The following is a 25,424-nucleotide window of genomic DNA, read 5'->3' as shown; positions in this document are numbered from 1 at the left end:
ACGGTATTGATGACAGATCGCTGAACAAGAATGACAATAATATGGATATTTTGAACTTTGAGGCATTTCTAATTGCCATCACGATTTTAACGTTAACACCAGGCTTGGATACGGCTTTGGTAATTCGCAATACCAGTCGCTCTGGCTTATCTGACGGTGTGATGACCAGCTTTGGTATCTGTAGCGGTCTTTATGTGCACGCCTTTTTCTCTGCAGTGGGTATCTCTGCGATTCTTGCTCAATCAGCTGAACTCTTTCAAGCCGTTAAAATGGTGGGTGCGGTTTACCTGATTTGGCTTGGTTTAAGCAGTTTACGCGCCTTAATGAAAAATGGTGGCGGGCTGAAGGTTGGCGAGCAAACTCATCAAGCCTACAGCGCAAAACGTTCTATGCGTGAAGGTTTCTTATCTAATGTGCTTAACCCGAAAGCAGCGGTTTTCTATTTGGCTTTTTTGCCTCAGTTCGTAAACCCTGAAGGTTCGCCGTTATTACAATCTATGTTGATGGCTTCGGTACACTTCATGATTGCTATGCTGTGGCAATGTGGCTTGGCTGGTGCACTTAACTCGGCTAAAAATTTGCTAAAGAATGCGAGCTTTATGAAGTGGATGGAAGGTGTGACTGGCATAGTGCTGGTGGGGCTGGGCATTAAGCTTCTCATGGAAAAGCCGGTTTAGGTATTTCTGGTTCGTGATGAACGTATTAAAGCCCACGCTAGGTTATTGTGACCAAATTAGCGTGGGCTTTATCGTATTACGGGGTAAGCGTTCTGTTATCGTGTATCTACACTATATTAGTCAGCTAGACGAACGTTGAACTCAGCCCCTTCAAAGCCTAGGTCGCTCAGTTCTTGAGCATCAAAGTTGGTCGTTACATCAATGTTACCAAGCTGTTCAGTTATTTGGTTTTCGCCGTCAATACTGCTTTCAGAACGTAGACCACCTGCATTCAGCGGTTTAGCTTGGCCAATTTCGATTGTACCAGCGTATTGAGATTCTGCGTAAAAATCACCCGATACGTAAGAGTGGAAGGGACGTAAGCTTCCGCCTGTTGCGTATTGCATGTTAGATAAGCCTGCTTCTTTAATTGCCCAGCCCCAGTCCCACCATTTTGATTCGCCAGGAATGTAGCGGTGGTCCCACTGGTAACGAATGTCAGCGGAGTGATCGCTCGTACGACCCATAGTGAACGTATGTCCGATAGTAGGGCGGTTGTCCGGGTGCGTATGCCATGCGTTGCCACTCCAGCGAAGGAAACCATAGAATTCAACGTCGTAAGCAATATCGGCGTTAAATTGGTATGGGTACGAGATAGTTGAACGGTACAGCTCGACTTTAATAGGGATCTCAGAGTGAGCAGGAACCATCGGACGAGCTTGAAGCGTTACCGTCTCACTTGAAGAGCCGCCATTCGTTTTTGCGAAGCTTTGATTCGCTTCAAATTTGATGGTGAGCTTGGTATCACCAACTAAAGGCCATTTGAACGTATTCTCAGTAGAAACGCTTTCAGAAAAACCGTAGCTGTTTGTTTTTGACCAGTTTGTAGACTCATCTACTTTTAAGTCAACGACAACTTGCTGTGCAATATCACTATAGTTTCTAGCGGTTGCGTGAACTGTTTTTATGAGTTCGCGATCTGACTCTGTCACCTCACCGTGCGAGAAGTTGTCATCGTTAACAGTGTAGGTAAAATTATCAACGATGATTTGTGTTTTATTACCACAGTGATACCCACTACAAGAGCCGTTGTTGTTTCCTTGAATTACCCAACGATCGCCGGAACGATCTATGACCATATCTTCGCCGACATAAGGGCTGTTATTGCCGCCAACCCAAGCGTACCCGAGGAAATGAGCCAAGTAACTTAGAGGACGTATAAAGTCTTGGCGATCAGTGACTAGGCCATACTCAACATCAATTTCATCGCCTTCTGGCACCGATTTAGCTGGGTAGTTTGGAATTTCTGATTGGTAGTCATTCGGGTAGCAGAAGGTTTTATCGTTTGGCGTATCTTGTTTGATTAGCCCGTAATAACCCGGCCCCATAATTACCCAGTTGTCTTTAAGGCCAACAATATCCCAAGTGCCCATGCGCGGTAGTAGTGAGTTTTTATGCTCTTCTGCTTCAAAGCGGTCTAACGGGCGATAACCTGAGCGACAAACATCATCGCCTAAATTGTCACGCACGATTTGATCTGGGTATATTTTCGCGTTTACTCCGGTCGATAGTACAGACAACACTGCCGCTGCCAAGATACTTTTATTTTTACTGATCACTAATAATCCCCTCATTTTCTTTTTTATATTGGTAATTCTGTTTTGCCTTGCTTACACAGGACCATTTCACTTTTTCATAATGATAAAAATAACGATACTGAAAATGATTGAATAAATTTATTCTTATAAATCAATACCTTGTAATAATTCTATTAATATTTGATGAAATTTTGATGCAACGAAGAGAGATTTCCTCGGCGCACTTCATAATGAATTTAGAAAAATGAAACTTTTTTAGGATTCGATGTACGTTAATGTGGTTTTGACGTTAAAGATGTTTCCGTGATTTACCATGGATTACCAAATAATAAGCGTCGTTGTAAATGACGGGTCGGCATGAGGGATGAGAATGAACGATGGGCGTTATTGAATCGATAATTATTCTCAAACATATCATTTGGAAATAATATTAAGTCGTTTCTATGGGTATTTAATTGGGACTAATAATGAGATCTTACTTCAATTATTTTGTGAGATCGTATTATGAAGTGACGATGTATGTCTAATCGATAAAGCTTAATATAGAGACTTTTTCAATTATGAGACGTGTTAGTTTTAAGGATGGAAAGTTAGATAAATAAGGGATAGAAGAGGGGAGGATTTCGAACTGAGTCGAAATCCATTTTAATAAAATATGGTTTGAAGAGAATTTACTATGGGTTAACCGTAGAAGTCAGCGTTTGGCTAAAAGCTGGGTACGTCCTGTATTGCAACTCCGAATAATGGCAAATGCTTCATTGGTGCTTAAAATATCAATATTCAACGTTAGTGGATCATTGTTCAACAAAAGGTATGGCGATAACAAGTTGTCATTCATTGCCTCATTTATCTTTTGTACAGACAGTAAGTCTATCGTGCCAGCAATCGCAAAACTGAATGACTTAGAGTATCCCACATTTCCCTGGAAGCGAAGAACGATAGGGTTTGGTATTTTGTCGTCTTGAATGGAGACGATATGCAGTACTTTGTTGTCCCTAATTTTAGTGAACCCATCGCTTCGCAATACGTTATCTTCAGCGAGTAAATCGATCATACTATGTTGGTAACTGTGATCTTCAAGTTTGTGAGAATCAGGAATACTCCATACGCTTGCAAACAAGATTAGTGCGGAGAAGACGGCAATAAATGGCATCATAATGACCCCTTTTCTAGGAATAGCTCAATTTCTTTACTGGCTTTGTCCAGTTGTGATGGGTTGTAAAAAATATTCACTGATTTACGAGTCACTTTATTGAGTATCGCAAGTTCAGAATAGCCAGGTTCTTCGCTGATGTAAGCAATACAGTCACATTGATACTTGTTAAGAATCCTTTTCAACTCTGGGGTTAGGGTCATTTGAGGGTCTTGATATATCTGTAGTTGACCTATCCAATACTCGGTCAGACGATCAGAAGGTTTGACTTCATGGAGACTCTTGTCGTGAAATTTACTGAATGCCAATGCGATTGATGCTGCTAGCAGCACGCTAGCAGTAAAATAGCACACAAGATTCTTTGAATAGGCAATTTTACGATAGACGGACAGTGCTTGGGTTCCGTTGTGCTTTTCGCCTGAGGTCGCCTTAACTTCGCTGTCAGGTAAAGGCAACGGCGGAGTTGTATCTTCAGGCGCAGTAATGCTTGTATCGTCCACAGTAGATTCGATACAAACACAATGGTCTATGAGGCGGTAACCGACCTTTGGAACTGTCACTATTGGTGAATCTTTAGTCCCAAGCTTAACGAACTTTTGCCGCAGCAAGCTGATACTTTTCGCGAGAGAAGTATCCCCTATGAATTCGTTACCCCAAGCGTAGTTAATAATATCTTGCTTACTCACAATATCGGGCGCGTGTTTAAGAAGAAGCTCTAAGACTCGTGTTTCTCGATATCCAATTTTAATGGAACGATCGTCGTTATAAATACGATTTGTTATAGGGTCAAATTTGATCATATAGCCAACGTTTTATTTTTATTATAATTATCTCAACAATGTTAGCGACTATAAACTGACTTATATATGAATAAAAGCCACATGTTGCTTTTTCTTGAATTTTTTTGGTTTCTTGAAAATACATAATATTTAACAATCATTAAATATAAGTAATGACTAATTAAGCTTTCGTTTTATTAGTGCGAGTTGCTATTTAAAAGGTCTTATAATATTTGGGGTAATTGTTTTAAGTAATCTTTTAGTTAATTAAATTTTTTATTTACTTAGGTAATAAAAAGCCCACATTTGATTGTGGGCTTTGGCTTTTATTTTGCAATTTATGTCGATTAGGCTTTTACAGTTTTATAATCACTAGAAGAAGATAATGGTTTGAAAAACAGCTTAGTTTCTTCGATAACGACGTGGCGTAGCAAGATAAGGCCGATTAGGTTTGGAATTGCCATCAGGCCGTTCACGATATCTGCCATTATCCAGATCATGTCGAGCTTCAAGAATGCACCAGAAGCCACCAACGCAATGAAGATAATCTTGTAAGGTAGGACTGCTTTAGTTCCTAGCAAGAAAACAACACAGCGCTCGCCGTAGTAGTTCCAACCTAAAATCGTAGTAAACGCAAAAAAGATTAGACCAACAGAAACCAGCATAGGGCCGAGCGTGTCTGCATTCAGACCAATAGCAAATGCATGAGTGGTCATTGCAGCACCAGAAAGGTCAGTCTGCCAAGCACCGGTTAAGATAAGCGCCAAACCTGTCATCGTACAAATAATGATGGTGTCGAAGAAGGTACCTGTCATAGAGACAAGACCTTGCTTCACACATGAATCTGTTTTTGCAGCCGCCGCAGCCATGGGTGCGCTACCTAGACCAGATTCATTAGAGAATACACCACGAGCAATACCCGATTGAATAGCAAGCATGATGCTCGCACCAAAGAAACCGCCTGTTGCTGCTGTGTTGGTAAACGCAGAGGTAACAACAAGGGTAATGGCATTCAGTAGTTGGTCTGCATTTGAAACCAGAACGCTCAAACATGCAACGATGTACATAACCGCCATGGTCGGAACCACTTTTCCTGCCACCTTAGCGATAGATTGAATACCACCAAGCGTTACCACTGCCACCAAGATTGTTAAAACGATTGCCGACATTTCACGTGGAGCGCCAAATGAGATTTCAGTTGCGTCCAAGATCGCGTTAACTTGTGGGAAGGTACCGATACCGAAGCAAGCAACGCCGAGTGCGAAGACAGCGAACATTACCGCCAAAATTCTTGAGCCAACACCGTATTGAAGGTAGTACATAGGGCCGCCAACCATTTCGCCATTGCTATCGGTTCTGCGGTACTTAACGGCAAGTAGACATTCTGCGTATTTTGTCGCCATGCCAAATACAGCGGCAAGCCACATCCAGAATAGGGCACCAGGGCCACCAATCTTGATTGCGGTCGCTACACCAACGATGTTACCAGTACCAATGGTCGCTGAAAGCGCGGTACATAAAGCGGCAAAACTTGATACGTCACCCGTACCGGATTTGTCTTTGCTGAATACCATTTTTAGCGCGGTTGGGAGATGTCTAAACTGGAGTAAGCCTAAGCGAAAAGTAAAGTAGATACCTGTACCCACTAGCAGAATAAGCAGTGGTGGTCCCCAAACGAATTGGTTGATGGTTTGTAGTGTAGCTTGTAGGTGGTTCATAGATTCCCCTTAATAAATTAAAAAATTTAAGGAGAAGAGGGAAGGCAGTGCAGATCACAGGGATCGGTAGCACTACTTAATACATACGGATTTCTAGATAGAATTCTTTTGTTAATTAAGGCTTGTTGCTTTCCACTCCTCTGTCCTTTTGCCTGAGAGTTTCACTTAGCGAATCACTTACAGATAAGTAACGGGCACTAAGCTTGCTCCTTCGGCGACCGATCTAACGGTTCTCTCCAGAGGTTCCTCCAACGACAGTCCTCACTTTTCTGGATTTCTCCAGCATAAAGCACCTGAAAGATTTACTTCTTCGGCGGGTCAATCTAACTAAATGTTAAAGTTTAGTTAAAAACCACTCTCCTGCAGTCTTCATCGGAACAATTACCTAAATGCTTAGGTAATCTGTAGGCGTATCCTAAATCATATAAAATGTGATGTCAGCTACAAAATATCTGTTTGCACAAATGTTGTTCAACTAAATGATCAAACAACGCGACTCTGACGTAACTTGCTTATTTAAATGGTATAAAATAGGGAAACAAGGAGGATTTATGACTCGACTAATAGCGATTGTTTTTTTGTTGGCGTTGGCATTTGTACTGTTTCGTTATCGGACGAATGAAAAAGTACAAAAATGGGTAGTGATAGTTATCGTTAGCAGCTTCCTTTTGTATACTGCCAGCTTGATGATTTCGGAGTTAACTCGTTAAACCGTCTGTGAGCAGATGGGATGAACGTGTTACCAAAGCTCAAGTACTTGTGATTTGAGCGATAGGTTTAACTGAACCTACAAAATCAGTATTGGTATTAGTGCCAGTGACCGCGTAACGTTAAACATATTTTTGGGAGTACCCGCTAGTGAACCAGCAATCTGGACAAAGCGAACAAGATGAAGTGGTTGTTATTGAAGAACGCGATAAGCGCAGTCAGCTCTATATCGGCATTGCTGCGGTTATAGGTTTAGCACTGGGTGGCTTAATCGGTTCGACAGTGACGGCTTCTAAGTGGGAGTCCACTTATCAGGTACTCGAAGCTCGTTATCAAGAATTGAGTGAAAGCAAAACACAGTTGGTGTCTTCTGTTGAAGCTAAAGTGGCGAAAGTTGATACAGAAATTGATGCTAAGGTTGAAGCGGCTTTGGCCGAGCAAGCAGAAGCGCATCAAAAAGAGCTCCAAGAGTTAGCCAAGCAGTCGGCCGTGTTAGAGAAAGCGAACTATTCGTTAGAGCAGCAGTTAAACGAGCAGAAACAGACATTAGATAAAACAGAGCAAGATAATCAAAAGCTAAACCGTCAGGCGGATATGCAGTCGACTTTGTTTGAACGCTCTCGCGAACTGTTCCGTAAAGAATTACAAATATCTCAAGAGCTAGAAAAGCTAGAGAAAGAAAGAGACGAAATCGAACAGAATGTTGGTTCACTTAAGAAAGCGTGTGATGTGTTCTTAGACGGCACTTCATGGGATGCAAAATCTGACGCATGTGAGAAGCAAGATAACGCGAACTCTCGCCTAAGTGACATCAGGCAAATGATCGAAGTCCACACCATGGATCTCAAGCAAATCAAAACGCTAACCGAAGAGATGGGTTTATAAGCTCAAACCTTTAATTCATTCGTCTTTAGCAGTAGCAATTCAAACGCCCACATCATGAAAATGGTGTGGGCGTTTTTCGTTCCAGATGGCTTATTTCTTCTGTTAATCAGTTTTGCAGAATGGTTCATAACCGTTTTCACACTATTACCAAGCTATTCGTGATTAGAGCCGCAAAATGTTTTTAATATGTGATTAATTGAATATTTGGTGACTTTGCACGCGTATTTATAGGGTTGATAAACAGCATAATAGCGGTGTTCTAGGATGAATATGCGGTCTGTTGTCATTCTTTGATTAGACCATCTCAATGGACAGGGATAAACCATGAATGAATATCAGTGTGAGAATTGCACCGTAGCTTATTGTTTTGACGACTGTAATTCGCCATTAACGAAACCATATGTGATTGAAGTAGAAGAGGTGGTGGACCGTATAAAAGTATGCCGAAATCCTAAGCAGCGTGAACAAGAAAATTTAGGTACAAAAAATCCCCACAAGCAAAACTGGTAGGGATTTTGACTAAGCCATTGTTCTGTTCTCGCTTTCTCAAGCAAAGGGTATCGCCAAGACTTTTAGAACAGTGTTAATTAGCGAGTGATTACTTTTCGTAGGTTTTGATTTCACCTGATTTCACACGAGCAACGAATGATTGCAGCTCTTTCTTAACAACAGGCATCAAGAAGTATAGACCTAGGATGTTAAAGATAGACATCGCAAAGATAGCGGCATCAGAGAAGTCGATTACCGCACCAAATTGGATTGTTGCACCAATCACAACGAACACACAGAACATCACTTTGAAAACCAGTTCCGTAGCCTTTCCTTCACCGAATAGGTAAGTCCATGCTTTAAGACCGTAGTACGACCAAGAAATCATAGTAGAAAATGCAAACATGATAACGGCTAGTGCTAAGGTGTATTTGAAGAAACCTGCAGTTTCAGTAAACGACGCCGCAGTTAGAGTTACACCTGTTAAACCTGAACCATCGAATGGACCTGTGTTTAGGCCAGCGATAGTGATAACCAATGCTGTCATCGTACAAATGATTACGGTATCAACGAACGGTTCTAGTAGTGACACTAGGCCTTCAGTAATTGGCTCTTTTGTTTTTACTGCTGAGTGAGCAATTGCCGCAGAACCAACACCTGCCTCGTTCGAGAAGGTTGCACGCTTCAAGCCTTGAATTAACGCACCAATGAATCCACCAACAACACCTTCGCCAGTAAATGCACCTGTAAAGATTGCGCTGAAAGCAGGGCCAACTTGATCAAGGTTAGAACCGATAACAACTACAGCCATACCGATATATAGCGCAGCCATCCAAGGAACCACTTTTTCTGTTACCGATGCAATAGAAGGCATACCACCAACAATCACAGAGAAAACTAAAGCAGCTAGTACAAGGCCAGTGATAACACCGTACTCACTTGGGATATCAAAGGCATACGTTAGCATTGCATGAGCTTGGTTAGCTTGGAACATGTTACCGCCACCAAGTGAACCCAAGATACACATCAGTGCAAAGCCGATCGCAAGTGCTTTACCCAGTCCACCCAATCCGCGCTCACCTAGGCCTTGGCTCAGGTAGTACATTGGACCACCCGAAACCACACCTGACGGTAAGATAGTTCGGTATTTCACACCCAACGTACACTCACAGAATTTTGAAGCCATACCAAGAAGGCCACACAAAATCATCCAGAATGTTGCACCAGGGCCACCAATGGCGAGTGCAGCACCTACACCTGCGATGTTACCAAGACCGACGGTTCCAGAAAGGGCAGTAGCTAAAGCTTGAAAATGGGAAACTTCGCCGTCTTCTTTTGAGTTAGGGTCTGTGTACTTGCCTCTAATGATATCTACAGCCATACCGACTCGCTTAAATTGAACGAAGCCAAAGTAAACAGTAAAGATCAACGCAGCGAGTAATAACCAGCCAACAATAATAGGGAAGTTGGCTTCGCCAACCGGTACACTTTTAAATATGAGTCCAACGAACCATCCTGTGTAGTCGTTGAAAAATCCATCAACACTTTTGCTTAAGTTACTGATAGCTTGATTAAATGATCCTTCTTCTGCAAATGCACTGGAACTAAACAATAATATAAACCCAAAAAATAATTCTCTTATGTTTTTCATGGTTTTCCCTGTCTTTTTATTAATTTATGTTTGCTTATGTTGTGTTTGTCTTATATTTCAATAGCTTATTTATTTCTTCGATAGCGACAAAATGCTCTGTAGCCAAGTCGAAATGCGAGATAAATATCACTACTAATCACGTTTTATATGGAGATCCTTTTGGCACGTGAACCAATAAGACTATGATATTCGGCTTACCACGTCTTATTGATAACCCTATACATAAAATTAATGTCGTCAAAGAAATTTTTACAATAAATTTACAATAATTCGTGTTTTGTCGTCTTTTGGGTATAAGTCGATGATTTTTGAGTTTGAAAAGGCATATAGATTGGCGGTTAAATTGATAGCTAAAATAGATGAGCTTTGATGTAACGCTTGTTTTTTGGGAGGCTTTGAAAAGTCTCTTACAAGGGAAGGAGCAAGTCGGAGGTATTAAAAAAGCCCTTTATCAGAGCTTTTTATGTTTGCGATGAGCTAAACCACTCAAAGGCTATTATCGGTAGTGCGGTTAACGATGCTTTTGCTCGACTTGTGGTAGAGCTTCAGTGCAAGCAACGAACCCCAAAGTACAACTTGTCCCCATAACAGTGTCCATTGAGATGCGACCTCTTGCCACGAAGCGCCCATCTGATTCAGCGCTAAGAAACCTTGGATAGCAGGTGTGCTTGGAAACAGTTGTGATAACAGTACCAACCATTCAGGCATCATTTCAATCGGCCAGATAAAACCTGAAGAGAAGATCAGTGGCATTGAACTGATTAACACCACAACCGTGACTAACTCTCTTCGTGGCACTAACTCACCGATAAAAATGCCAACCAAACAGCTGGCCAATAAGAAGGGCAGTAACAAGGTTAAAATCTGTGAGATTGAGGCGAGTAGGTTAATCCCGTACATCGAAAAGCTGGCGCCGAAGTAGTACATCGATAATAAGTAGTAGATGCCTACTAAGGTGCAACAGCGAGCAAGGATTAGTTTGGTTGGATGAACTCTGCTCCAATAGCCGAATGTGGATTGAGCATTTTGCGTTGCACCAACCAACCCTGATGCCATGGCTAGGGTTTGCTGAAGGATCAATACAAAGACAGCGGGAACCACGTAATCGATGTATCCCATTCGACTATTGAAAGTAGGTTTTAAATTTAAGCTAAATGCGCTGTAGCCTTTGGCTGCGGATTCTAAAGGTACACCTTCAACTAACAAGTGACTCACCTTAACTTGTGCGGCTAACGTGCCGCCTGCCTTTGCAAGTCCCTCAACTATGGTGCCATACACTAGGAAGTAAGATGCATCACCCGCATAAGAGAGTCTTGGGCTTTTCCCAAGAAGTAGATCTTTATAGAAGTTTTCAGGAATGACGATGAACCCACCAATTTCTTGATTGAGTACAGCCTGTTTAGCGTCTGCGATAGTGGAGTCACGGCGAACCAAATCAATTTGAGAGGTCGCATCGACCATTCGCTCTAAATGGTAGCTGCTTTGGCTCTTGTCTAGGTTTACAACGGATGCTTTCAATTGTTGGGGTACTTGATTGGCGTAAGGCAAAGGGTACAAGAATGAGTAAAAGACCACACCACCAAACACGGTCAGTAATACTACTGGGTTACGCAGAACCGCTAGGAGTTCTTGCTTCAGCAATTGAGTAAAGCTCATTGATTTACTCCTTTATGCTCTGCTTGTGTTGACTGTGCTGCTTGCGCTAAGTGCTTTTTAATCAATAAGATCACTACAAAAGCAGGAATAACATACCAAAACATTGAAGTGAGGTTCATCAGCGATTGCGCAGCGCTCACGCCGTAACTGGACTGAGCCGTTTGTATTTCGATGTAATGACTAACAGGCAATAGACTTCTCCAAACTTGGGCTGCCGTGTTCATGTCTGTGACAGGGAAGGTGATCCCCATAAACGCAAAACTTGGCGCTGTGAAAGCACCTGCAAAGCTCATTGCTCTTGCAGGATCAAGCGTCAAAAAGAAGAACAAGCAACCCATAATGATACAACTAATAACCGTTAGTAACTGTGCAATGGTTAATGCCATAAAGCTGCCGTTAAATGGCCACTCTAAAAGTCGATAGAACCAAAAGCTAAACGCAATACCGAACGCTAAAAACAGAACAACATAAGGGGTGAGTGTTAATGCTAGGGACTTAACCGGAGAATGCGATAACCACGCTTTTAGCCCACGAGCTCGCACATTTGCAGTGAGTACTAAAATCGTTCCTACCACTATCATGATTTGCCACAAAGCAGGAATAACGGCAGATACCAAGAATTGAGCATAGCTAGTGTTCTTGTTGAACAGCGGAGTGATCTGGCTTTGAACGGTGACAGCTTGCCCCAAGGCGGATTTTACCGTGGTATCTCCGTGGGAAAGCTGTTTAATCACTTCAAGTTGGGCGTTGAACGTGCCTTGAGCTTGCAACAGAGCCGAGTTCACCAGTTTACCAATCAATATAAATTGGCTGTTGTAGAACACGGAAACCTGCGGGTTTAGCCCAAGATAAAGGTCTCGGTCAAAGTGTCTAGGTATAACAACGTAGCCGTAGATATCACGCTCTATCATGGCTTTTGCTGCTTCACTTGCGGAGCTGTATTTCTGAGTGACCTGCAGGGTAGGTGAGGCATCGACTAAGCGAGTAAACTGCTGCGAAATTTGGCTGTGTTCTAGGTCAACCACTGCAACAGGCAAATCACGAGCGATACCTTGTGAAAAGATCAGCCAGATACTTGCAGCAAGTAGCAAAGGTATCCAAGTTAAGCACGACAACAACCACTTGTCTTTACGGACTATCGCCCACTGTCGAAGTAAGCTGTTTATCGTTTTGTGATGTTCTGGTAAGTGAGAATTAGCAGACATATGTCACCTAAAGCTCAACCACAAGGCTCATACCCATACGCAGTGTTTCGTTTGTATCAACTGGGCGTGCTTCTACTTCAAATGTACGTAAGTCAAAGCCTTGTGCTGCATCTGTTGAACGCCAAGTTGCGAAATCACCCATCACCGCAATGTGCGTCACTTGGAAAGTCAGCGACTTATCTAAAGCGGGCAGGTAAGCTTCAAACTGTGAGCCTTTCTCAAAGTGCTTGAGCATGTCTTCACGTACATTGAGTATCGCCCATGCATCTTTCGTATCGATCACGGTCACGACTGGGAAACCTTGTGGTGCCAGTTCTCCGCTACTAAGCAGCACTTGAGAAACCTCACCGCTGAACCAGCTGTGGATTTGTGTGTCTTTGGCGTAGGCTTCGACTTCAGCTACCGCGCCAGCGGCCATTAATGCTTTTTGAGCAGCAGCCACTTTGGTTTCATCGCGAGCCCCTTCCTGTGCTAGCTGGTACATTTGGAAGGCCGCGCTTTCAGTGTATTTAGCAGCTTGCCACTGTGTTTTGGCTTCATCACGTTTTTGTTCTGCAACGACGCCATCATTATAAAGGTTGTTTACTCGCTGGTAGGTTTTTTCCATTAAATCAGCGGCTGCTTTGGCTTTCAGCCATTGGTCTTTGGCCGCTTGGATTTGCTGAGTACGTGCGCCATTTTCTGCTTCTTGAGCCAGAGCTCCTGCCGCTTTTTCACCAGCTTTAGCTTGTTCTAACTTTGCATCAATTTCCGGGCTCAGAAGAGAAAAGATCAACTCACCTTTCTCAACAGAGTCGCCTTTGCGCACAAATACCTCGTCAATACGGCCGGGTACTTTCGAAGAGATGCTGTATTGCTGTGCATCAATTTGACCTTGAAGCTTAACTGGTTGAGGTTGGTACGCTTGGTAAAAACTGTATCCGACCCAGCCAACAATGCCGATACCAACTATAGATAGAAGAAGAGGCTTAATAGGTTTCATGAATTATCCTTTTGACTGGCTAGCGGTGTCTGTTTTTGAGTCGAAATCAGACGTAACAGAAGAAGTTAAGTAACTCGAGTAAGCGTTCATTTCGCTGGTTAGCGCTAATAGCTTGTTGAGAGAGATAAGGTATTTGAATCGCGCAGCAGATTGCTGTGTTTTGATGCTCGCAAGGTATAACTCTGCATCAACCACTTCTAACGAGTTAGAAAGCCCTTGAGTGAACGCTTTTTTACGAAGTAGTAGATTTTCTTGAGCTAATGACAAGCTAGAATTAAGGCCTTGAACCTCTTCAATCGCTTGGTTTGCTTCGAGGTAGGTCTTTTGTACTAATACGGTTAAGTCTTGTTTGGCTTGTGACTTTAGGAATTTAACTTGAGATACCGCGCTGTGCGCAGCAGCCACTTTGTCTGAACGACCAGAGGTGTCGAGTAGCGGTACGTTGACACCAATGCCGACTAACCAGTCTGGCTTCATTTCACTGGCGAGTGAGTCGTCTTCATAGAGACTGTAATCTCCGTAAAGATAAACCTCTGGGTAATATTTGCCTTTTTCAGCTTTGATTAAACTGCTTGCTTGTTTCTCTTTCGCATCCAGAATCTTAAGACCAGGGTAGGTCATGAGTGTTTGATCAATGAACACATCCATATGGGGCAGGTTCTTGTTGATAAACAGTTGCTCTGAAGGTTCAACGCTTTGGCTTTGACCTAGAATTTGGGTAAGAGCTAATTGAGCAATTTTAAGATCATTCTCAGCTTTAGTGCGTTCAACTACTGCCTTATCCAGAGAGGCGTCCGCTTGCAGGCGTTCTACTCGTGCAATTTGCCCTTGCTGCTCAAGCTTAATGGCAAAATCACGATGTTGAGTTAGGCCTGCTTCTACGGCTTGGCGAGTTTTCACCACGTCTTCCGCTAAGATCACTGAGAAGTAATATTTGCTTAAGTCTTCGTAACGAGCCTGTTTTTCCATTAGCAGTTGGCTTTGCGCTTCTTCGCTTTTACCTTCAGCTGCGGTTTGTGCTGCGGTAATTCGACCACCTGTAAAAATTGGCCACACTGCACGAATGGAAGAGCTGAAGATATCTTGCTCAGTAATCGTTGAGGTAATGCCACCAAGCGCACTGATAATTTGAGGAGGAACAGGAAGACCAATGGATGGTACACCACTTAAGCTATCGGCAAACTGCTCACCATTGATAGTGACATCGTTGTCAAGGTGAGTGTAGTTAGCACCTAGCGTCACTGAAGGCAGGTTGAGGCTTCCTGTTGCATTTTGGAGATGTTGATAACGCTCAACGTTAGCTTGTTGAGCCGCAAGAGAGTTGTTGTTCTCTTGGAGTATTTGCCACGCTTCAGAAAAAGTGAGTGGAGCTGCATAGCCTGGCGAAGCCATAGTGCTGAGAAGCATACTGGCGAGTGCAAGGTATCTGAATTTTGGTTTGGTCATCTGCATTAATTACCAAATTAGAGTATTAGCTCTAATGTTAACAGGGGGATCATCATTTGTCTTGAACAGATTACCTCATATGAGCAAATAGCATAATCATTCGTTAACATTATGTGAATGCTATTAAGGATTTAGCGGTTATAGACAAAGAAACGAAAAGAGCACGACAAATCGTGCTCTTTAAGTTCAGTATAGAAGAAGTTACTACAAATGGACTGGTACTATTTAAAGCTTGGGCAATGGTGATCGGCACGCCACACCAATTGTTTTGAACCTTGCATGGTTTGTAATAAATCTCTACCTGACATTTGCGGGAAAGCTAACAACACTTTTAGGTCGAGCGGGGATGTCTCGTTCTTCTCATATGCTCTGACATGAGTAAAAGTAGATTGTAAGTTTTTGAACAGCATAGCCTTTGTGAGGCAGATTCCAAAAGTATCGCGTTTCATTGCCTGGTTTCCTTTTCAACAATGTTAATACGTTATGTTTTTTATCCTGTTTCTGTCGGACGTTGCCACTGATCGAAACTTCCTGCTCATCAATGCTTTATTCTTGGGTGCTGCTTTTGTCAGTCACCTCTTTGTTGTCTGGCCTGCCGAGTGTGAAATAGCGAGATGAATAGGGGAGAATACTTAATCCGTTTGTTCATCATTTGTAACGGCGAGCACGCAACTTTTATTTATCGATACGTCCAGTGGGTGAAGAGTTGTTGCCTTTCTGTTAACCAAAATTCCGGTTTAAAGCGTTGTCTTAAAATTGCAACGTATAGCTAGGCAACGATAAACTTCTTCATATGCAACCATTATAATTGTATTTATTTTAAACAACCTAAAAAACACCTAAAAGCTTAGTGATCTAGCTCAATATTCATTCGATTTTTTTGGGTTTATTAACTAATCCGTTCTAAAAGTGAACGATTTATCGAGGCGAGCAACGTAAAGGAATATCAATTAATAATCTGGTTAATTATTTAGTTGAGCAATAGTCACAAATTCGTATAGGCGGAAAGGTGCTCTGGTTAACTTAGTGTTAACATTGTCTGCTGAGCACTAGGGACGGGTTTATATGAGATGGAGTAGTATCAGCTTCCGAAAACGGTTGCTGATTATCATGACGGTAACTGGCCTTGTTGAACTGTTGATCCTTTCAGCGGCGGGGTTTGCTTATATCAAACAATCTCAAGAGCAAGAAATGGGGTTGAAAGCGCTGGGTGTGGCTGAGTTTCTTTCGGAATCTCCCCTTGTAGTGCGCATTATTGAAGAAAAAGGAACCCTGAATCCCGAAGGCGTCCCACATACACTTCCTGAAGAAACCCAAGCCAAATTCCGAAACCTCACTCAATTGATTGGCGCGGCGTTTATTGTTGTTGGTGACGAAAAAGGTGTTCGTTTGATTCACCCATACGACGACAGGCTCGGTAAACCAATGCGCGGCGGAGACAATCAAAAAGCATTGGTGTTCGGGGAATCTTATGTTTCAACCGCGAAAGGCTCATTAGGTTTTTCGGTTCGTGGTAAATCGGCCGTTAAGGACGCTGATGGGACGATAATTGGCGTCGTGTCAGTTGGTTACCTATTGGATTCTTTGCAAGATCGAATCGAACCTTACTTAGCCTTTTTGATTGTGATGGCGTTGCTGGTGGTTGCGGTAAATGCTTTGATTTCGAGTTATGTATCTCGTCGTTTTCAGCGCGCTATTTTAGGCTTTGAGCCTGAAGAGATAGGCCGACTGTATGTTGAGTTAGATGTCACCATGAGCACTGTTAAAGAGGGCATTTTAAGTATTGATAAGAACGGTATCTTACGCTCAATAAACAAAAGTGCTTGCGATATTTTATCTATCGATAGAGATAAAGTACTCAATCAACAGCGCCTTTCTGATGTGTTAGCAGGAAGTGATTTAGAACTGCTGTTATCAACAGGCGACATCGACCACGATGTTGAGTTGTATTTAAACAATAAGCGGATCATTGCCAACCGCAGTCCGATTATTGTTGCTGGTGAAGTGGTTGGGGCGGTGTCGAGTTTCCGACTCCGCGATGAGATTAACGACTTAACGGATCAGCTTTCGCAAACCAAAGAGTATGCGGATTTGTTGCGCTCGCAAACACATGAACACCAGAACAAGTTGAATACTATCAGTGGCTTGATTCAAATGGGTGAGTTGGATTCAGTACAGCAACTGATCGGTCAAGAAACCGCACATTATCAGAGCCTTATCGAGTTCTTGAGAGAAACGGTTAAAGACCCATTGATCGCTGGCATGTTGTTAGGCAAAACCGAACGCGCACGTGAAATAGGCTTAGAGCTAAGAGTTGAGGAGGGGTCTAGGCTAGAAACACTACCAAGTTGGTTGAATGCCGATGACGTTGTCACCATTCTTGGCAACCTGATTGATAATGCGTTTGATGCGACGATGTCGGCGATTAAGCAAGAGGGCCAAATAGCCTCAGCGCGCCGTGTGATTGAAGTGTCTATCAGTGATTTTGGCAATGAGATTATCGTTGAAGTGGAAGATAAAGGATGTGGTTTACCTAAGCACTTGGCAACCGATGCGCTGACTGAAAAAGGCATATCGAGTAAAGCGAAACAAAACCGCGGTGTTGGCTTATATCTGATTAAGCAACTTACCGACCGTTATCAAGGGCAGCTAGAAATGGTCGATAACAACGATTTTGGTTCACGTATGACAGTGTACTTACCAAAAGAAGAACAATAGAGCACGAGTGATCATATGAAGATCGCCTTGATGGAAAAACAATGGTTAAAGGAAGAACATAAATGAACGCAATCACGAGAGTCATGGTTATTGAAGATGATATTGCGATTGCAGAGCTTCACCATCGCTATTTAGAACAGATGGGAGGCTTTGACGTGGTTGGCATTGCCACCACACAGTCTGAAGCCCTTATGCAATTGGATATCTTAAAACCAGATTTGGTGCTTTTAGATGTGTATCTCCCAGATGGTAGTGGGATCGATATTCTTAATCACGTTCGAGGTAACAACCAAGGGTGTGATGTGATTTTGATTACTGCAGCGCGTGATGTAGACACCTTACAGACAGCGATGCGTGGCGGCGTGGTGGATTACCTATTAAAACCAGTCATGTTTCCTCGCTTGGAAGCCGCGCTGAAGAAGTATCAGTCACAGTTACAAGAATTCGAAAGCGTGTCTGATTTGAACCAAGGTTTGGTTGATAAGATGCTGCAAGCCAATGCCAAAGCGGATTCAGGAAAACTATCAACCTTGCCCAAAGGAATCGATGGCGTAACGTTGGATAAGATCAGAGCTATTTTTCAACAAGCTGATGCCGTTAATATTACCGCCGATGAAGCTGGCGAACGTATTGGTGCAAGCCGTACAACTGCTAGACGTTATTTAGAGTTCCTGATCACTACCGGTGAACTAACAGCAGATTTGAACTACGGTACGGTTGGGCGCCCTGAACGCTGTTATAACAAAGCCAAAAGATAAGGCAGTGCTAACAACGTCCTTTCTATTAAAGTAAAATGTAAAACCAGTTGAATAATCTGGTTTTACGCAGCTCACGCTTTATTACACTACACTCCGCAGACCAGATGCCATTCTTTCTAGACTACAATGTTCGAGAATGCCGATTTGCTTCTTTTTCAGTCTTCGTGAAACCAATGGTCGATTATATTTTGTTCGAAATGAGTCAATATTTAATCGATTGCCTTCACAGTGGTTGATGTAAATCAAATACTCATAGACAATACTGTCCCGAATAGAGGTGATAGTATTCACCCTCGTTTACCAAACGCATTCTCAAGTGTAATAGGCACTCGCTATTGATGTAATAGCCAAGGCCTATTATCTATTTTCGTATGTCGCTGATACCTTTAGCGAATACTAAAAACCTTGTTTTTATAGGAAAGATGATGGTAATACCTGAAAACAGCAGCATCGTTATTTTTGGTGCGTCGGGAGATCTAACTTACCGTAAGTTAATTCCTGCTTTGTACCACCTGTATGCTAGCAATCAACTACCAGAATCCTTTGCGATTCTTGGAGTGAGCCGTACTGAGTACAGCGATGAGTCTTACCGTGAGAAGCTGAAGAAGTCTCTTCAGGAAATGGAACAAACTGAACCAGAGACGCTGAATGCATTTATTGAACATTTGCATTACCAAGCGATCAACACTTCAGATGTAGACGATTACGCTCGTTTAGCACAACGTCTAGACAAACTTGAGCAAGACTACCAATTCGAAAACCACAATACTCTGTTCTACTTGGCAACGCCGCCAAGCTTGTACGGTGTTATCCCAGCAAACCTTGCTGCGCATGGCCTAAACGATGAAACAAACGGCTGGCGTCGTCTGATCATCGAAAAGCCATTTGGTTACGACTTAGCTTCTGCTCAAGCGTTAGATGAAGAGATCCATCATCACTTCCAAGAACACCAGATCTACCGTATCGACCATTACCTTGGTAAAGAAACGGTTCAAAACCTTCTAGTACTTCGTTTCTCAAACGCTATGTTTGAACCACTGTGGAACCGCAACTTCATTGATTACGTTGAAATCACAGGTGCTGAGTTCCTTGGTGTTGAAGAACGTGGCGGATACTACGACGGTTCTGGCGCAGTTCGTGACATGTTCCAAAACCACTTGCTACAAGTGCTAGCAATGGTGGGTATGGAGCCACCTGCACAAATTAACGCTGATTCTATTCGTGATGAAGTGGTTAAAGTGCTTCAGTGTCTTAAGCCATTAGAAGAAGATGATCTGCGTAAAGACTTAGTATTAGGTCAGTACACAGCATCAGATGTTCGAGGTCAGCACCTACTAGGTTACCGTGAAGAGCATGGTGTAGCGGATGATTCTCGTACTGAGACTTACATCGGTTTGAAAGCTCACATCAATAACTGGCGTTGGAATGGGGTTCCATTCTACGTGCGTACCGGTAAACGCTTACCTACACGTGTGACTGAAATCGTGATTCACTTTAAGAACACGCCACACCCAGTATTTGGTCAAGACGCACCAGAGAACAAGCTGATTATCCGTATCCAACCGGATGAAGGTATTCAGATGAGCTTTGGCTTGAAAGAGCCAGGTGCAGGCTTCAAAGCAAAAGAAGTGAAAATGAACTTCTCTTACTCTGACTTGCCTGAAACTCAGATGCTGACGGCTTACGAGCGTCTTCTTCTTGATGCACTGAACGGTGATGCGACTCTGTTTGCACGTACCGATGCGGTAGAAGCATGTTGGAAGTACGTTCAACCAATCTTAGACTTCAAGCAAGATCCTCAAGCACTGTTTGGCTATGCTTGTGGTACTTGGGGCCCACAGGAAGCAGATGAACTTCTGCAACGTGATGGCCGCGCATGGCGTTTCCCATGCAAAAACTTAACAGACACGGATTACTGCGAACTATGATCAACCACAAGATCTTTGAAACGCCAGAGCTAGTTGTTGAAAACCTAGCAAACGAAATGAAAGCGTACAGCGAGCAGGGTAAACCTGTTCACATTTCACTGTCTGGCGGTAGCACACCAAAAATGCTTTTCAAACTGCTGGCACAAGCGCCATACGCAGAAGGCATTCAGTGGAACAACCTTCACTTCTGGTGGGGTGATGAGCGTTGTGTTGCGCCGGATGATGCAGAAAGCAACTTCGGCGAAGCGAACGCATTACTTTTCTCAAACGTGAATCTTCCAGCAGAGAACATCCACCGTATTCGTGGTGAAGATGAGCCAAAAGCTGAAGCTGAGCGTTTCGCTAAAGAGATGGCTGATGTGATCCCTTCTGAAAACGGCACGCCTGTTTTTGATTGGATTCTGTTAGGTGTTGGCGCAGATGGCCACACAGCATCACTGTTCCCGGGTGTTACTAACTACCAAGATGAGAACCTGTCTGTACTGGCTTCTCACCCTGAGTCGGGGCAAATCCGTGTTTCTAAAACAGCAAAAGTTTTAGAAGCAGCAAAACGAATCAGCTACCTAGTACTGGGTGCAGGTAAAGTTGAGATCGTTAAAGAAATTCATACTACTCCTGCTTCAGAGTTGCCTTACCCGGCAGCGAAAATCCAGTCTAAAACTGGCGAGACAGAGTGGTTCCTAGATTCAAATGCAGCAAGTGCTATCGCATAAGTGCGACTAGCCGCAAGGAGATATAAATAATGAAAGGTGATATCGGTGTAATTGGCCTAGCAGTAATGGGTCAGAACCTTATCCTAAACATGAACGACCACGGCTTCAAAGTTGTGGCTCATAACCGTACTGCTGCGAAAGTAGACGAGTTCCTAGAAGGCCCAGCTAAAGGTACTAACATTGTTGGTGCTTACTCTCTAGAAGAGCTAGTTGAGAAGTTAGAAGCACCACGTAAAGTGATGCTTATGGTTCGTGCTGGTGACGTTGTAGACACGTTCATCGAAAACCTAATCCCACTTCTAGACGAAGGCGACATCATCATTGATGGTGGTAACACTAACTACCCAGACACTAACCGTCGTGTAGCGCATTGTCGTGAGAAAGGTATCCACTTCATCGGTACTGGTGTATCTGGTGGTGAAGAAGGTGCTCGTTTCGGTCCTTCAATCATGCCAGGCGGCGCGGCTGAAGCTTGGGAAGCGGTTAAACCAATCTTCCAAGGCATCTCTGCAAAAACTGACGCTGGCGAGCCTTGTTGTGACTGGGTTGGTAACGACGGTGCTGGTCACTTCGTTAAGATGGTACACAACGGCATCGAATACGGTGACATGCAGCTTATTACTGAAGCTTACCAGTTCATGAAAGATGGCCTAGGTATGTCTGCTGACGAGATGCAAGCAGTATTCGCTGACTGGAACAAGACTGAGCTAGACAGCTACCTAGTTGAAATCACTGCAGACATCCTTGGCTACAAAGATGAAGACGGTGAAGCTCTAGTTGAAAAGATCCTAGACACTGCAGGCCAAAAAGGTACGGGTAAGTGGACAGGTATCAACGCACTAGACCTAGGTATTCCTCTAACTCTTATCTCTGAGTCTGTATTCTCTCGTTGTCTATCTGCACTGAAAGATCAACGTGTTGAAGCTGAAACTCTATTCGGTAAGACAATCACTCCAGTTGAAGGCGACAAGCAAGAGTGGGTTGATGCACTACGTCAAGCTCTACTAGCTTCTAAGATCATCTCTTACGCTCAAGGCTTCATGCTAATGCGCGAAGCGTCTAACGAGAACGGTTGGGATCTAAACTACGGTAACGTAGCACTAATGTGGCGTGGTGGTTGTATCATCCGTTCTGCATTCCTAGGCAACATCCGTGATGCGTACGAAGCAAACCCAGACATCGCGTTCCTAGGTTCTGACGAGTACTTCAAAAACATCCTACAAAGCAGCCTAGCGGCATGGCGTAAAGTAGCAGCGAAATCTCTAGAGTCTGGTATTCCAATGCCATGTACGATTTCTGCGCTATCTTTCCTAGACGGCTACACAACTGCACGTCTACCAGCTAACCTGCTTCAAGCTCAACGTGACTACTTCGGTGCTCACACTTACGAGCGTACTGACCGTCCACGTGGTGAATTCTTCCACACAAACTGGACTGGTACAGGCGGCGACACTGCTTCTACAACTTACGACGTATAATCGTAGTGAGAAGCTGTTAAGAGTTCCGACGCTCTTAAAGGTGAAAGCAAAAAATCAAAAGGATGCCAATTGGCATCCTTTTTTGTTGGCTGTAGTTTAGTTAACGCTTGATATTAGATTGAGATCTTGCAGGTTAAGTACTAGGGCGTGTTGATCTTTCGTGGTTAAATTTTGTTCGGGATAAAAGCGTTTTAATCGCGGCGAGGGGGAAGTAGCCTAGTCATTCTAAGCAAATCTCCCTCAACAAAGAGTAACACGCTTTTTGCGGGGGCGCCCAGCTCGAACCCTTCGGCAGCGTTTGCTGGTCATTTCTACTGCGTTATCGGCTTCTCATGTAGGCTAGCTACACGTCAAAGCCTCTGCCTTGTATAAATACCCAGTAACTCGCTGCAAAAACCAGCTCGAAAGAACAACACGCCCTAACTAAGCTGTCATGGCTTGCGGTTGAATGTCGTCGTTATATTGCTTTCTAATTGACAGGAAGTAATCGAGATTTTGCTTCAGAGCTTTGACGCATTGCGGGTCAAACATCGAGCCATTATTTGATTCAATATAATCCATCACTTCACTGATTGACCAAGCCCGCTTATAAGCTCTTTTGCTCATTAGCGCATCGAACACATCCGCTAAGGTTACGATTCTCGCTTCTAGTGGTATGGACTGCTCACTTAAGGCATCCGGTAAGCCTGTACCGTCAAACCTTTCATGGTGATGACGCACGATATTCTTAAGGAATTGTATTTCGTCAGAACACATCGAATTATAATGGGAGAGTGAGACTACATCATTGATCATTTCTTCACCATACAAAGTGTGATTGTTCATTATCGCTCTTTGCTTATCAGTGAATCGCTCTGTACTAAATAGAATTTTATCGGGAATCCTGTATTTGCCGATGTCGTGGAATGGTGCGTAAAGCCGAATACGATGAATGAACTGATTAGTGATGTCAGCGTTACTGTGTGACAAGGTACGAGCCAACTGTTCGCTGTATTTACCCATTCGAATCAAATGTTCTTTGGTCTCAGGATCACGAGCATGTCCAATATTGAGTGCGATGGCCAACGAAGATTGAAAATGTCGCTGTCGTTCAAACAGTTGAATGAACAAACTCGAAATAACTTGAGCGAGATAGGCGGCATCGCTTTGAACTAATGTTTCATCAAAGAAGTTGGTTGATGATGCGTTAATAAATACAAAGCCAAGGCTGTGTTCTTGGTATTGAATGGGCGTGGTATAGCTGCTTCGATGTCCAAGTTTAATGAGGTTGGAAACCTGTCTGGTTTGGTGAACCGAAGTTAGATCGTTGATGATTCGAATATCGAGGGATTCAGCTAATCGAGAAAGTGCCGATTCTGGTTTGATTTCCTGCTCGATGTGTCGATGCTCAGCCTCTTTACTAAGGGCGTCTGCGACAAAGTAATCGGAAGCCTTATTGTCACTGCAAAGTATGACCGAAAGCCGAGATAATATGGGGTAATGTTCGCGAGCTAGCCGAAAAAGGTCATTAACAATGGCGATAATGTCCTTATCTTGAGCCGCTACTCTGTTGATCTGGGAGTAGTCAAACATGTTACAAGCCAACCTTTAATTATAGTTATATCATTGTTTCTTATTAGTATTTTTGTTTCATTAGTCTCGAATAAACCATAGCACTGCGTGCGGATAAAAGATAATAACAATAGTAAATAAATGGTTATTTCAGTGTGTTCTCATTAATTCTGTTAACTTGCACATAGGTGGTGTTACAACCAATTAATGACCAACTATGAGGTTATGCCTAGGATGGTTGATGAAGGTTTTTAAATTAAATGAAAAGATAAATAGGATAACTGACATGCTTTATGCCATCATAAAGGCATAAAGAAAGGCAATGGACATAATGCCTAAGTGATTGAGCTAGAAGCGGTCATTGATGATGGTGTTCTAGCGTATATTCAAGGTGGCGAGCTGCCTTGAAAAAGGTAATGTTATGACTGAAGAAGAAAGAATTGAACTGCAACAAAATAACCCGCTACACGGCTTAAAGCTTGAAACCATGATCACTGAGCTAGTGGATCACTATGGTTGGGAAATTTTGGATGCAGCAATGCGCATGAACTGCTTTAACACTAAGCCAACTATCGCAAGTGCTGTTAAATACCTTAAGAAGACTGAGTGGGCTCGTGAAAAGGTTGAAAACTTCTACCTTTACCGTTTTAAGCGTATGCCCAAAGCGTCAGACATTGAATACCAGATGCCACCTCGCTCAAGAACGTTCCGACATGGTTTAGAGCCTCGTGAACCAATGGAGTTAACGGTAGAGTCGATTCAAGCTTCACAAGCTAAAGCAGCTTCTGCTTTTAAAGCTCGTCGTGGCGGCAACGGTCGTAACTTTCGTCGTTAATAAAAACGACGCCGTTAAATAAAGCGAAGCCAATAATGACTCGTTAAAAAGCCTATCGCTGGATAGAGCAGCTAACTAAAGTGATTATTACAAAATACAAAAGGAGCCTAAGCGCTCCTTTTTTCGTGTGTTCAGGTTAGTGCTATTGAGCCTTAAGCTTCGCGATTTCTCTTTTGGTTCTTCCAAAGATCGGCGACATAAACGATAGCGCTGACCAGTAAGAAGAGCGCTGACACAGAAAACAGAGCGGGCATTTTTAGGATCCACGCGAATGTGGCAGCAAGAAAAGCGACAAAGCAAATGAGTCGACTTGATGACATGACATGACCGAGTTTAATGTTCATAACGCCTCCTAATGAAGTCTCATTTTCGACAGGAGAATTATCCCACTTTGTTCATAATAAAGGCTAAAAAATAGCCTAAATTAATATCAAATTTACTAATTCGATGACGGTATTCACACATTCCAATCTGGCTATTATATAAGCAATAGAATAGCGGTCTGGCTAGTTCGAGA

Annotated in this window: 21 protein-coding genes and 1 riboswitch; of the genes, 9 read left to right on the top strand and 12 right to left on the bottom strand. The window is 43.1% G+C overall.

The genetic code is table 11. From position 1 onward, the window contains the following. Window positions 1-41: 41 nt before the first annotated feature. On the top strand, window positions 42-677 hold the full coding sequence (locus F0228_RS18440; RefSeq protein ID WP_171762613.1) for a LysE family translocator: 636 nt from the start codon (window positions 42-44) through the stop codon (window positions 675-677). Between the two features lie 116 nt (window positions 678-793). Here the strand turns inward: F0228_RS18440 and F0228_RS18435 are convergent, their stop codons facing one another. From F0228_RS18435 to F0228_RS18420, 4 genes are all read right to left on the bottom strand, one after another. After that, window positions 794-2,275 (bottom strand): aerolysin family beta-barrel pore-forming toxin, encoded by a 1,482-nt coding sequence (locus tag F0228_RS18435; protein WP_061032646.1) that lies wholly within the window; start codon window positions 2,273-2,275, stop codon window positions 794-796. Between the two features lie 673 nt (window positions 2,276-2,948). Next, window positions 2,949-3,410, bottom strand: a complete 462-nt coding sequence (locus tag F0228_RS18430; protein WP_061032645.1) for a hypothetical protein — start codon at window positions 3,408-3,410, stop codon at window positions 2,949-2,951. After that, on the bottom strand, window positions 3,407-4,207 hold the full coding sequence (locus tag F0228_RS18425; RefSeq protein WP_061032644.1) for a winged helix-turn-helix domain-containing protein: 801 nt from the start codon (window positions 4,205-4,207) through the stop codon (window positions 3,407-3,409). Before F0228_RS18425 ends, F0228_RS18430 begins: the two co-directional genes overlap by 4 nt. Window positions 4,208-4,533: 326 nt before the next feature. Further along, window positions 4,534-5,904, bottom strand: a complete 1,371-nt coding sequence (locus F0228_RS18420) for a sodium:alanine symporter family protein (RefSeq protein WP_171730789.1) — start codon at window positions 5,902-5,904, stop codon at window positions 4,534-4,536. A gap of 130 nt (window positions 5,905-6,034) precedes the next feature. Beyond that, window positions 6,035-6,154, bottom strand: a riboswitch (glycine riboswitch). A 608-nt stretch (window positions 6,155-6,762) separates the two neighbouring features. On the opposite strand from F0228_RS18420, the gene F0228_RS18415 reads away from it, so the two are divergent. Continuing rightward, window positions 6,763-7,497 carry a chromosome partitioning protein ParA gene (locus tag F0228_RS18415; protein ID WP_171762612.1) on the top strand — a complete coding sequence of 245 codons (735 nt, stop codon included), beginning with the start codon at window positions 6,763-6,765 and terminating at the stop codon, window positions 7,495-7,497. Window positions 7,498-7,821: 324 nt separating this feature from the next. After that, window positions 7,822-8,007, top strand: coding sequence for a hypothetical protein (locus F0228_RS18410; protein WP_081090389.1), 186 nt, complete (start codon window positions 7,822-7,824; stop codon window positions 8,005-8,007). Window positions 8,008-8,095: 88 nt separating this feature from the next. On the opposite strand, the gene F0228_RS18405 is transcribed toward F0228_RS18410, so the two are convergent. From F0228_RS18405 to F0228_RS18380, 6 genes are all read right to left on the bottom strand, one after another. Then, on the bottom strand, window positions 8,096-9,637 hold the full coding sequence (locus F0228_RS18405; RefSeq protein WP_171762611.1) for an alanine/glycine:cation symporter family protein: 1,542 nt from the start codon (window positions 9,635-9,637) through the stop codon (window positions 8,096-8,098). 486 nt (window positions 9,638-10,123) lie between these two features. Then, window positions 10,124-11,293: an ABC transporter permease gene (locus tag F0228_RS18400; protein ID WP_171762610.1), complete on the bottom strand. Its 1,170-nt coding sequence runs from the start codon at window positions 11,291-11,293 to the stop codon at window positions 10,124-10,126. Then, on the bottom strand, window positions 11,290-12,498 hold the full coding sequence (locus F0228_RS18395; RefSeq protein WP_061033498.1) for an ABC transporter permease: 1,209 nt from the start codon (window positions 12,496-12,498) through the stop codon (window positions 11,290-11,292). Before F0228_RS18395 ends, F0228_RS18400 begins: the two co-directional genes overlap by 4 nt. A 7-nt stretch (window positions 12,499-12,505) precedes the next feature. Further along, a complete protein-coding gene (locus F0228_RS18390) occupies window positions 12,506-13,480 on the bottom strand; it encodes an efflux RND transporter periplasmic adaptor subunit (RefSeq protein WP_061033497.1) in 975 nt (324 codons plus the stop codon). A 3-nt stretch (window positions 13,481-13,483) separates the two neighbouring features. After that, window positions 13,484-14,932 carry a TolC family protein gene (locus F0228_RS18385; RefSeq protein WP_171762609.1) on the bottom strand — a complete coding sequence of 483 codons (1,449 nt, stop codon included), beginning with the start codon at window positions 14,930-14,932 and terminating at the stop codon, window positions 13,484-13,486. Window positions 14,933-15,147: 215 nt separating this feature from the next. After that, on the bottom strand, window positions 15,148-15,375 hold the full coding sequence (locus tag F0228_RS18380; protein WP_061033495.1) for a hypothetical protein: 228 nt from the start codon (window positions 15,373-15,375) through the stop codon (window positions 15,148-15,150). 661 nt (window positions 15,376-16,036) lie between these two features. Here F0228_RS18380 and F0228_RS18375 point away from each other — a divergent pair. From F0228_RS18375 to gnd, 5 genes are all read left to right on the top strand, one after another. Next, window positions 16,037-17,644: a sensor histidine kinase gene (locus F0228_RS18375; RefSeq protein WP_171762619.1), complete on the top strand. Its 1,608-nt coding sequence runs from the start codon at window positions 16,037-16,039 to the stop codon at window positions 17,642-17,644. A 62-nt stretch (window positions 17,645-17,706) separates the two neighbouring features. Beyond that, window positions 17,707-18,402 carry a response regulator gene (locus tag F0228_RS18370; RefSeq protein WP_171762608.1) on the top strand — a complete coding sequence of 232 codons (696 nt, stop codon included), beginning with the start codon at window positions 17,707-17,709 and terminating at the stop codon, window positions 18,400-18,402. A 425-nt stretch (window positions 18,403-18,827) separates the two neighbouring features. Continuing rightward, entirely contained in the window at window positions 18,828-20,330 is a 1,503-nt protein-coding gene (gene zwf / locus F0228_RS18365; RefSeq protein WP_061033492.1) for a glucose-6-phosphate dehydrogenase, read from the top strand. Further along, window positions 20,327-21,043 (top strand): 6-phosphogluconolactonase, encoded by a 717-nt coding sequence (pgl, locus tag F0228_RS18360; RefSeq protein ID WP_171731759.1) that lies wholly within the window; start codon window positions 20,327-20,329, stop codon window positions 21,041-21,043. The genes zwf and pgl overlap by 4 nt, the downstream gene beginning before the upstream one ends. 29 nt (window positions 21,044-21,072) lie before the next feature. Beyond that, window positions 21,073-22,521, top strand: a complete 1,449-nt coding sequence (gene gnd, locus F0228_RS18355) for a decarboxylating NADP(+)-dependent phosphogluconate dehydrogenase (protein ID WP_017069357.1) — start codon at window positions 21,073-21,075, stop codon at window positions 22,519-22,521. Between the two features lie 423 nt (window positions 22,522-22,944). On the opposite strand, the gene F0228_RS18350 is transcribed toward gnd, so the two are convergent. Then, window positions 22,945-24,093, bottom strand: a complete 1,149-nt coding sequence (locus F0228_RS18350) for an HD domain-containing phosphohydrolase (protein ID WP_239961626.1) — start codon at window positions 24,091-24,093, stop codon at window positions 22,945-22,947. A 400-nt stretch (window positions 24,094-24,493) separates the two neighbouring features. Here F0228_RS18350 and F0228_RS18345 point away from each other — a divergent pair, with 400 nt between their 5' ends. Further along, window positions 24,494-24,907, top strand: a complete 414-nt coding sequence (locus F0228_RS18345) for a VF530 family DNA-binding protein (RefSeq protein ID WP_061033489.1) — start codon at window positions 24,494-24,496, stop codon at window positions 24,905-24,907. 152 nt (window positions 24,908-25,059) lie between these two features. Here the strand turns inward: F0228_RS18345 and F0228_RS18340 are convergent, their stop codons facing one another. After that, window positions 25,060-25,251: a hypothetical protein gene (locus F0228_RS18340; RefSeq protein ID WP_061033488.1), complete on the bottom strand. Its 192-nt coding sequence runs from the start codon at window positions 25,249-25,251 to the stop codon at window positions 25,060-25,062. Between the last annotated feature and the right edge of the window lie 173 nt (window positions 25,252-25,424).

It is taken from the genome of Vibrio sp. 99K-1, from assembly GCF_013114585.1.
GTDB classification, from domain to species: Bacteria; Pseudomonadota; Gammaproteobacteria; order Enterobacterales; family Vibrionaceae; genus Vibrio; species Vibrio chagasii_B.
This window is presented reverse-complemented; position numbering and strand designations above follow the sequence as displayed.

What these genes read in the sequence shown, in the direction of transcription:
- F0228_RS18440 (WP_171762613.1), top strand. Translation starts at nt 42, where the DNA reads ATGGATATTTTGAACTTTGAGGCATTTCTAATTGCCATCACGATTTTA.
- F0228_RS18430 (WP_061032645.1), bottom strand. Translation starts at nt 3,410, where the DNA reads ATGATGCCATTTATTGCCGTCTTCTCCGCACTAATCTTGTTTGCAAGC.
- F0228_RS18425 (WP_061032644.1), bottom strand. Translation starts at nt 4,207, where the DNA reads ATGATCAAATTTGACCCTATAACAAATCGTATTTATAACGACGATCGT.
- F0228_RS18420 (WP_171730789.1), bottom strand. Translation starts at nt 5,904, where the DNA reads ATGAACCACCTACAAGCTACACTACAAACCATCAACCAATTCGTTTGG.
- F0228_RS18410 (WP_081090389.1), top strand. Translation starts at nt 7,822, where the DNA reads ATGAATGAATATCAGTGTGAGAATTGCACCGTAGCTTATTGTTTTGAC.
- F0228_RS18405 (WP_171762611.1), bottom strand. Translation starts at nt 9,637, where the DNA reads ATGAAAAACATAAGAGAATTATTTTTTGGGTTTATATTATTGTTTAGT.
- F0228_RS18400 (WP_171762610.1), bottom strand. Translation starts at nt 11,293, where the DNA reads ATGAGCTTTACTCAATTGCTGAAGCAAGAACTCCTAGCGGTTCTGCGT.
- F0228_RS18395 (WP_061033498.1), bottom strand. Translation starts at nt 12,498, where the DNA reads ATGTCTGCTAATTCTCACTTACCAGAACATCACAAAACGATAAACAGC.
- F0228_RS18390 (WP_061033497.1), bottom strand. Translation starts at nt 13,480, where the DNA reads ATGAAACCTATTAAGCCTCTTCTTCTATCTATAGTTGGTATCGGCATT.
- F0228_RS18385 (WP_171762609.1), bottom strand. Translation starts at nt 14,932, where the DNA reads ATGCAGATGACCAAACCAAAATTCAGATACCTTGCACTCGCCAGTATG.
- F0228_RS18380 (WP_061033495.1), bottom strand. Translation starts at nt 15,375, where the DNA reads ATGAAACGCGATACTTTTGGAATCTGCCTCACAAAGGCTATGCTGTTC.
- F0228_RS18375 (WP_171762619.1), top strand. Translation starts at nt 16,037, where the DNA reads ATGACGGTAACTGGCCTTGTTGAACTGTTGATCCTTTCAGCGGCGGGG.
- F0228_RS18370 (WP_171762608.1), top strand. Translation starts at nt 17,707, where the DNA reads ATGAACGCAATCACGAGAGTCATGGTTATTGAAGATGATATTGCGATT.
- zwf (WP_061033492.1), top strand. Translation starts at nt 18,828, where the DNA reads ATGGTAATACCTGAAAACAGCAGCATCGTTATTTTTGGTGCGTCGGGA.
- pgl (WP_171731759.1), top strand. Translation starts at nt 20,327, where the DNA reads ATGATCAACCACAAGATCTTTGAAACGCCAGAGCTAGTTGTTGAAAAC.
- gnd (WP_017069357.1), top strand. Translation starts at nt 21,073, where the DNA reads ATGAAAGGTGATATCGGTGTAATTGGCCTAGCAGTAATGGGTCAGAAC.
- F0228_RS18350 (WP_239961626.1), bottom strand. Translation starts at nt 24,093, where the DNA reads ATGTTTGACTACTCCCAGATCAACAGAGTAGCGGCTCAAGATAAGGAC.
- F0228_RS18345 (WP_061033489.1), top strand. Translation starts at nt 24,494, where the DNA reads ATGACTGAAGAAGAAAGAATTGAACTGCAACAAAATAACCCGCTACAC.
- F0228_RS18340 (WP_061033488.1), bottom strand. Translation starts at nt 25,251, where the DNA reads ATGAACATTAAACTCGGTCATGTCATGTCATCAAGTCGACTCATTTGC.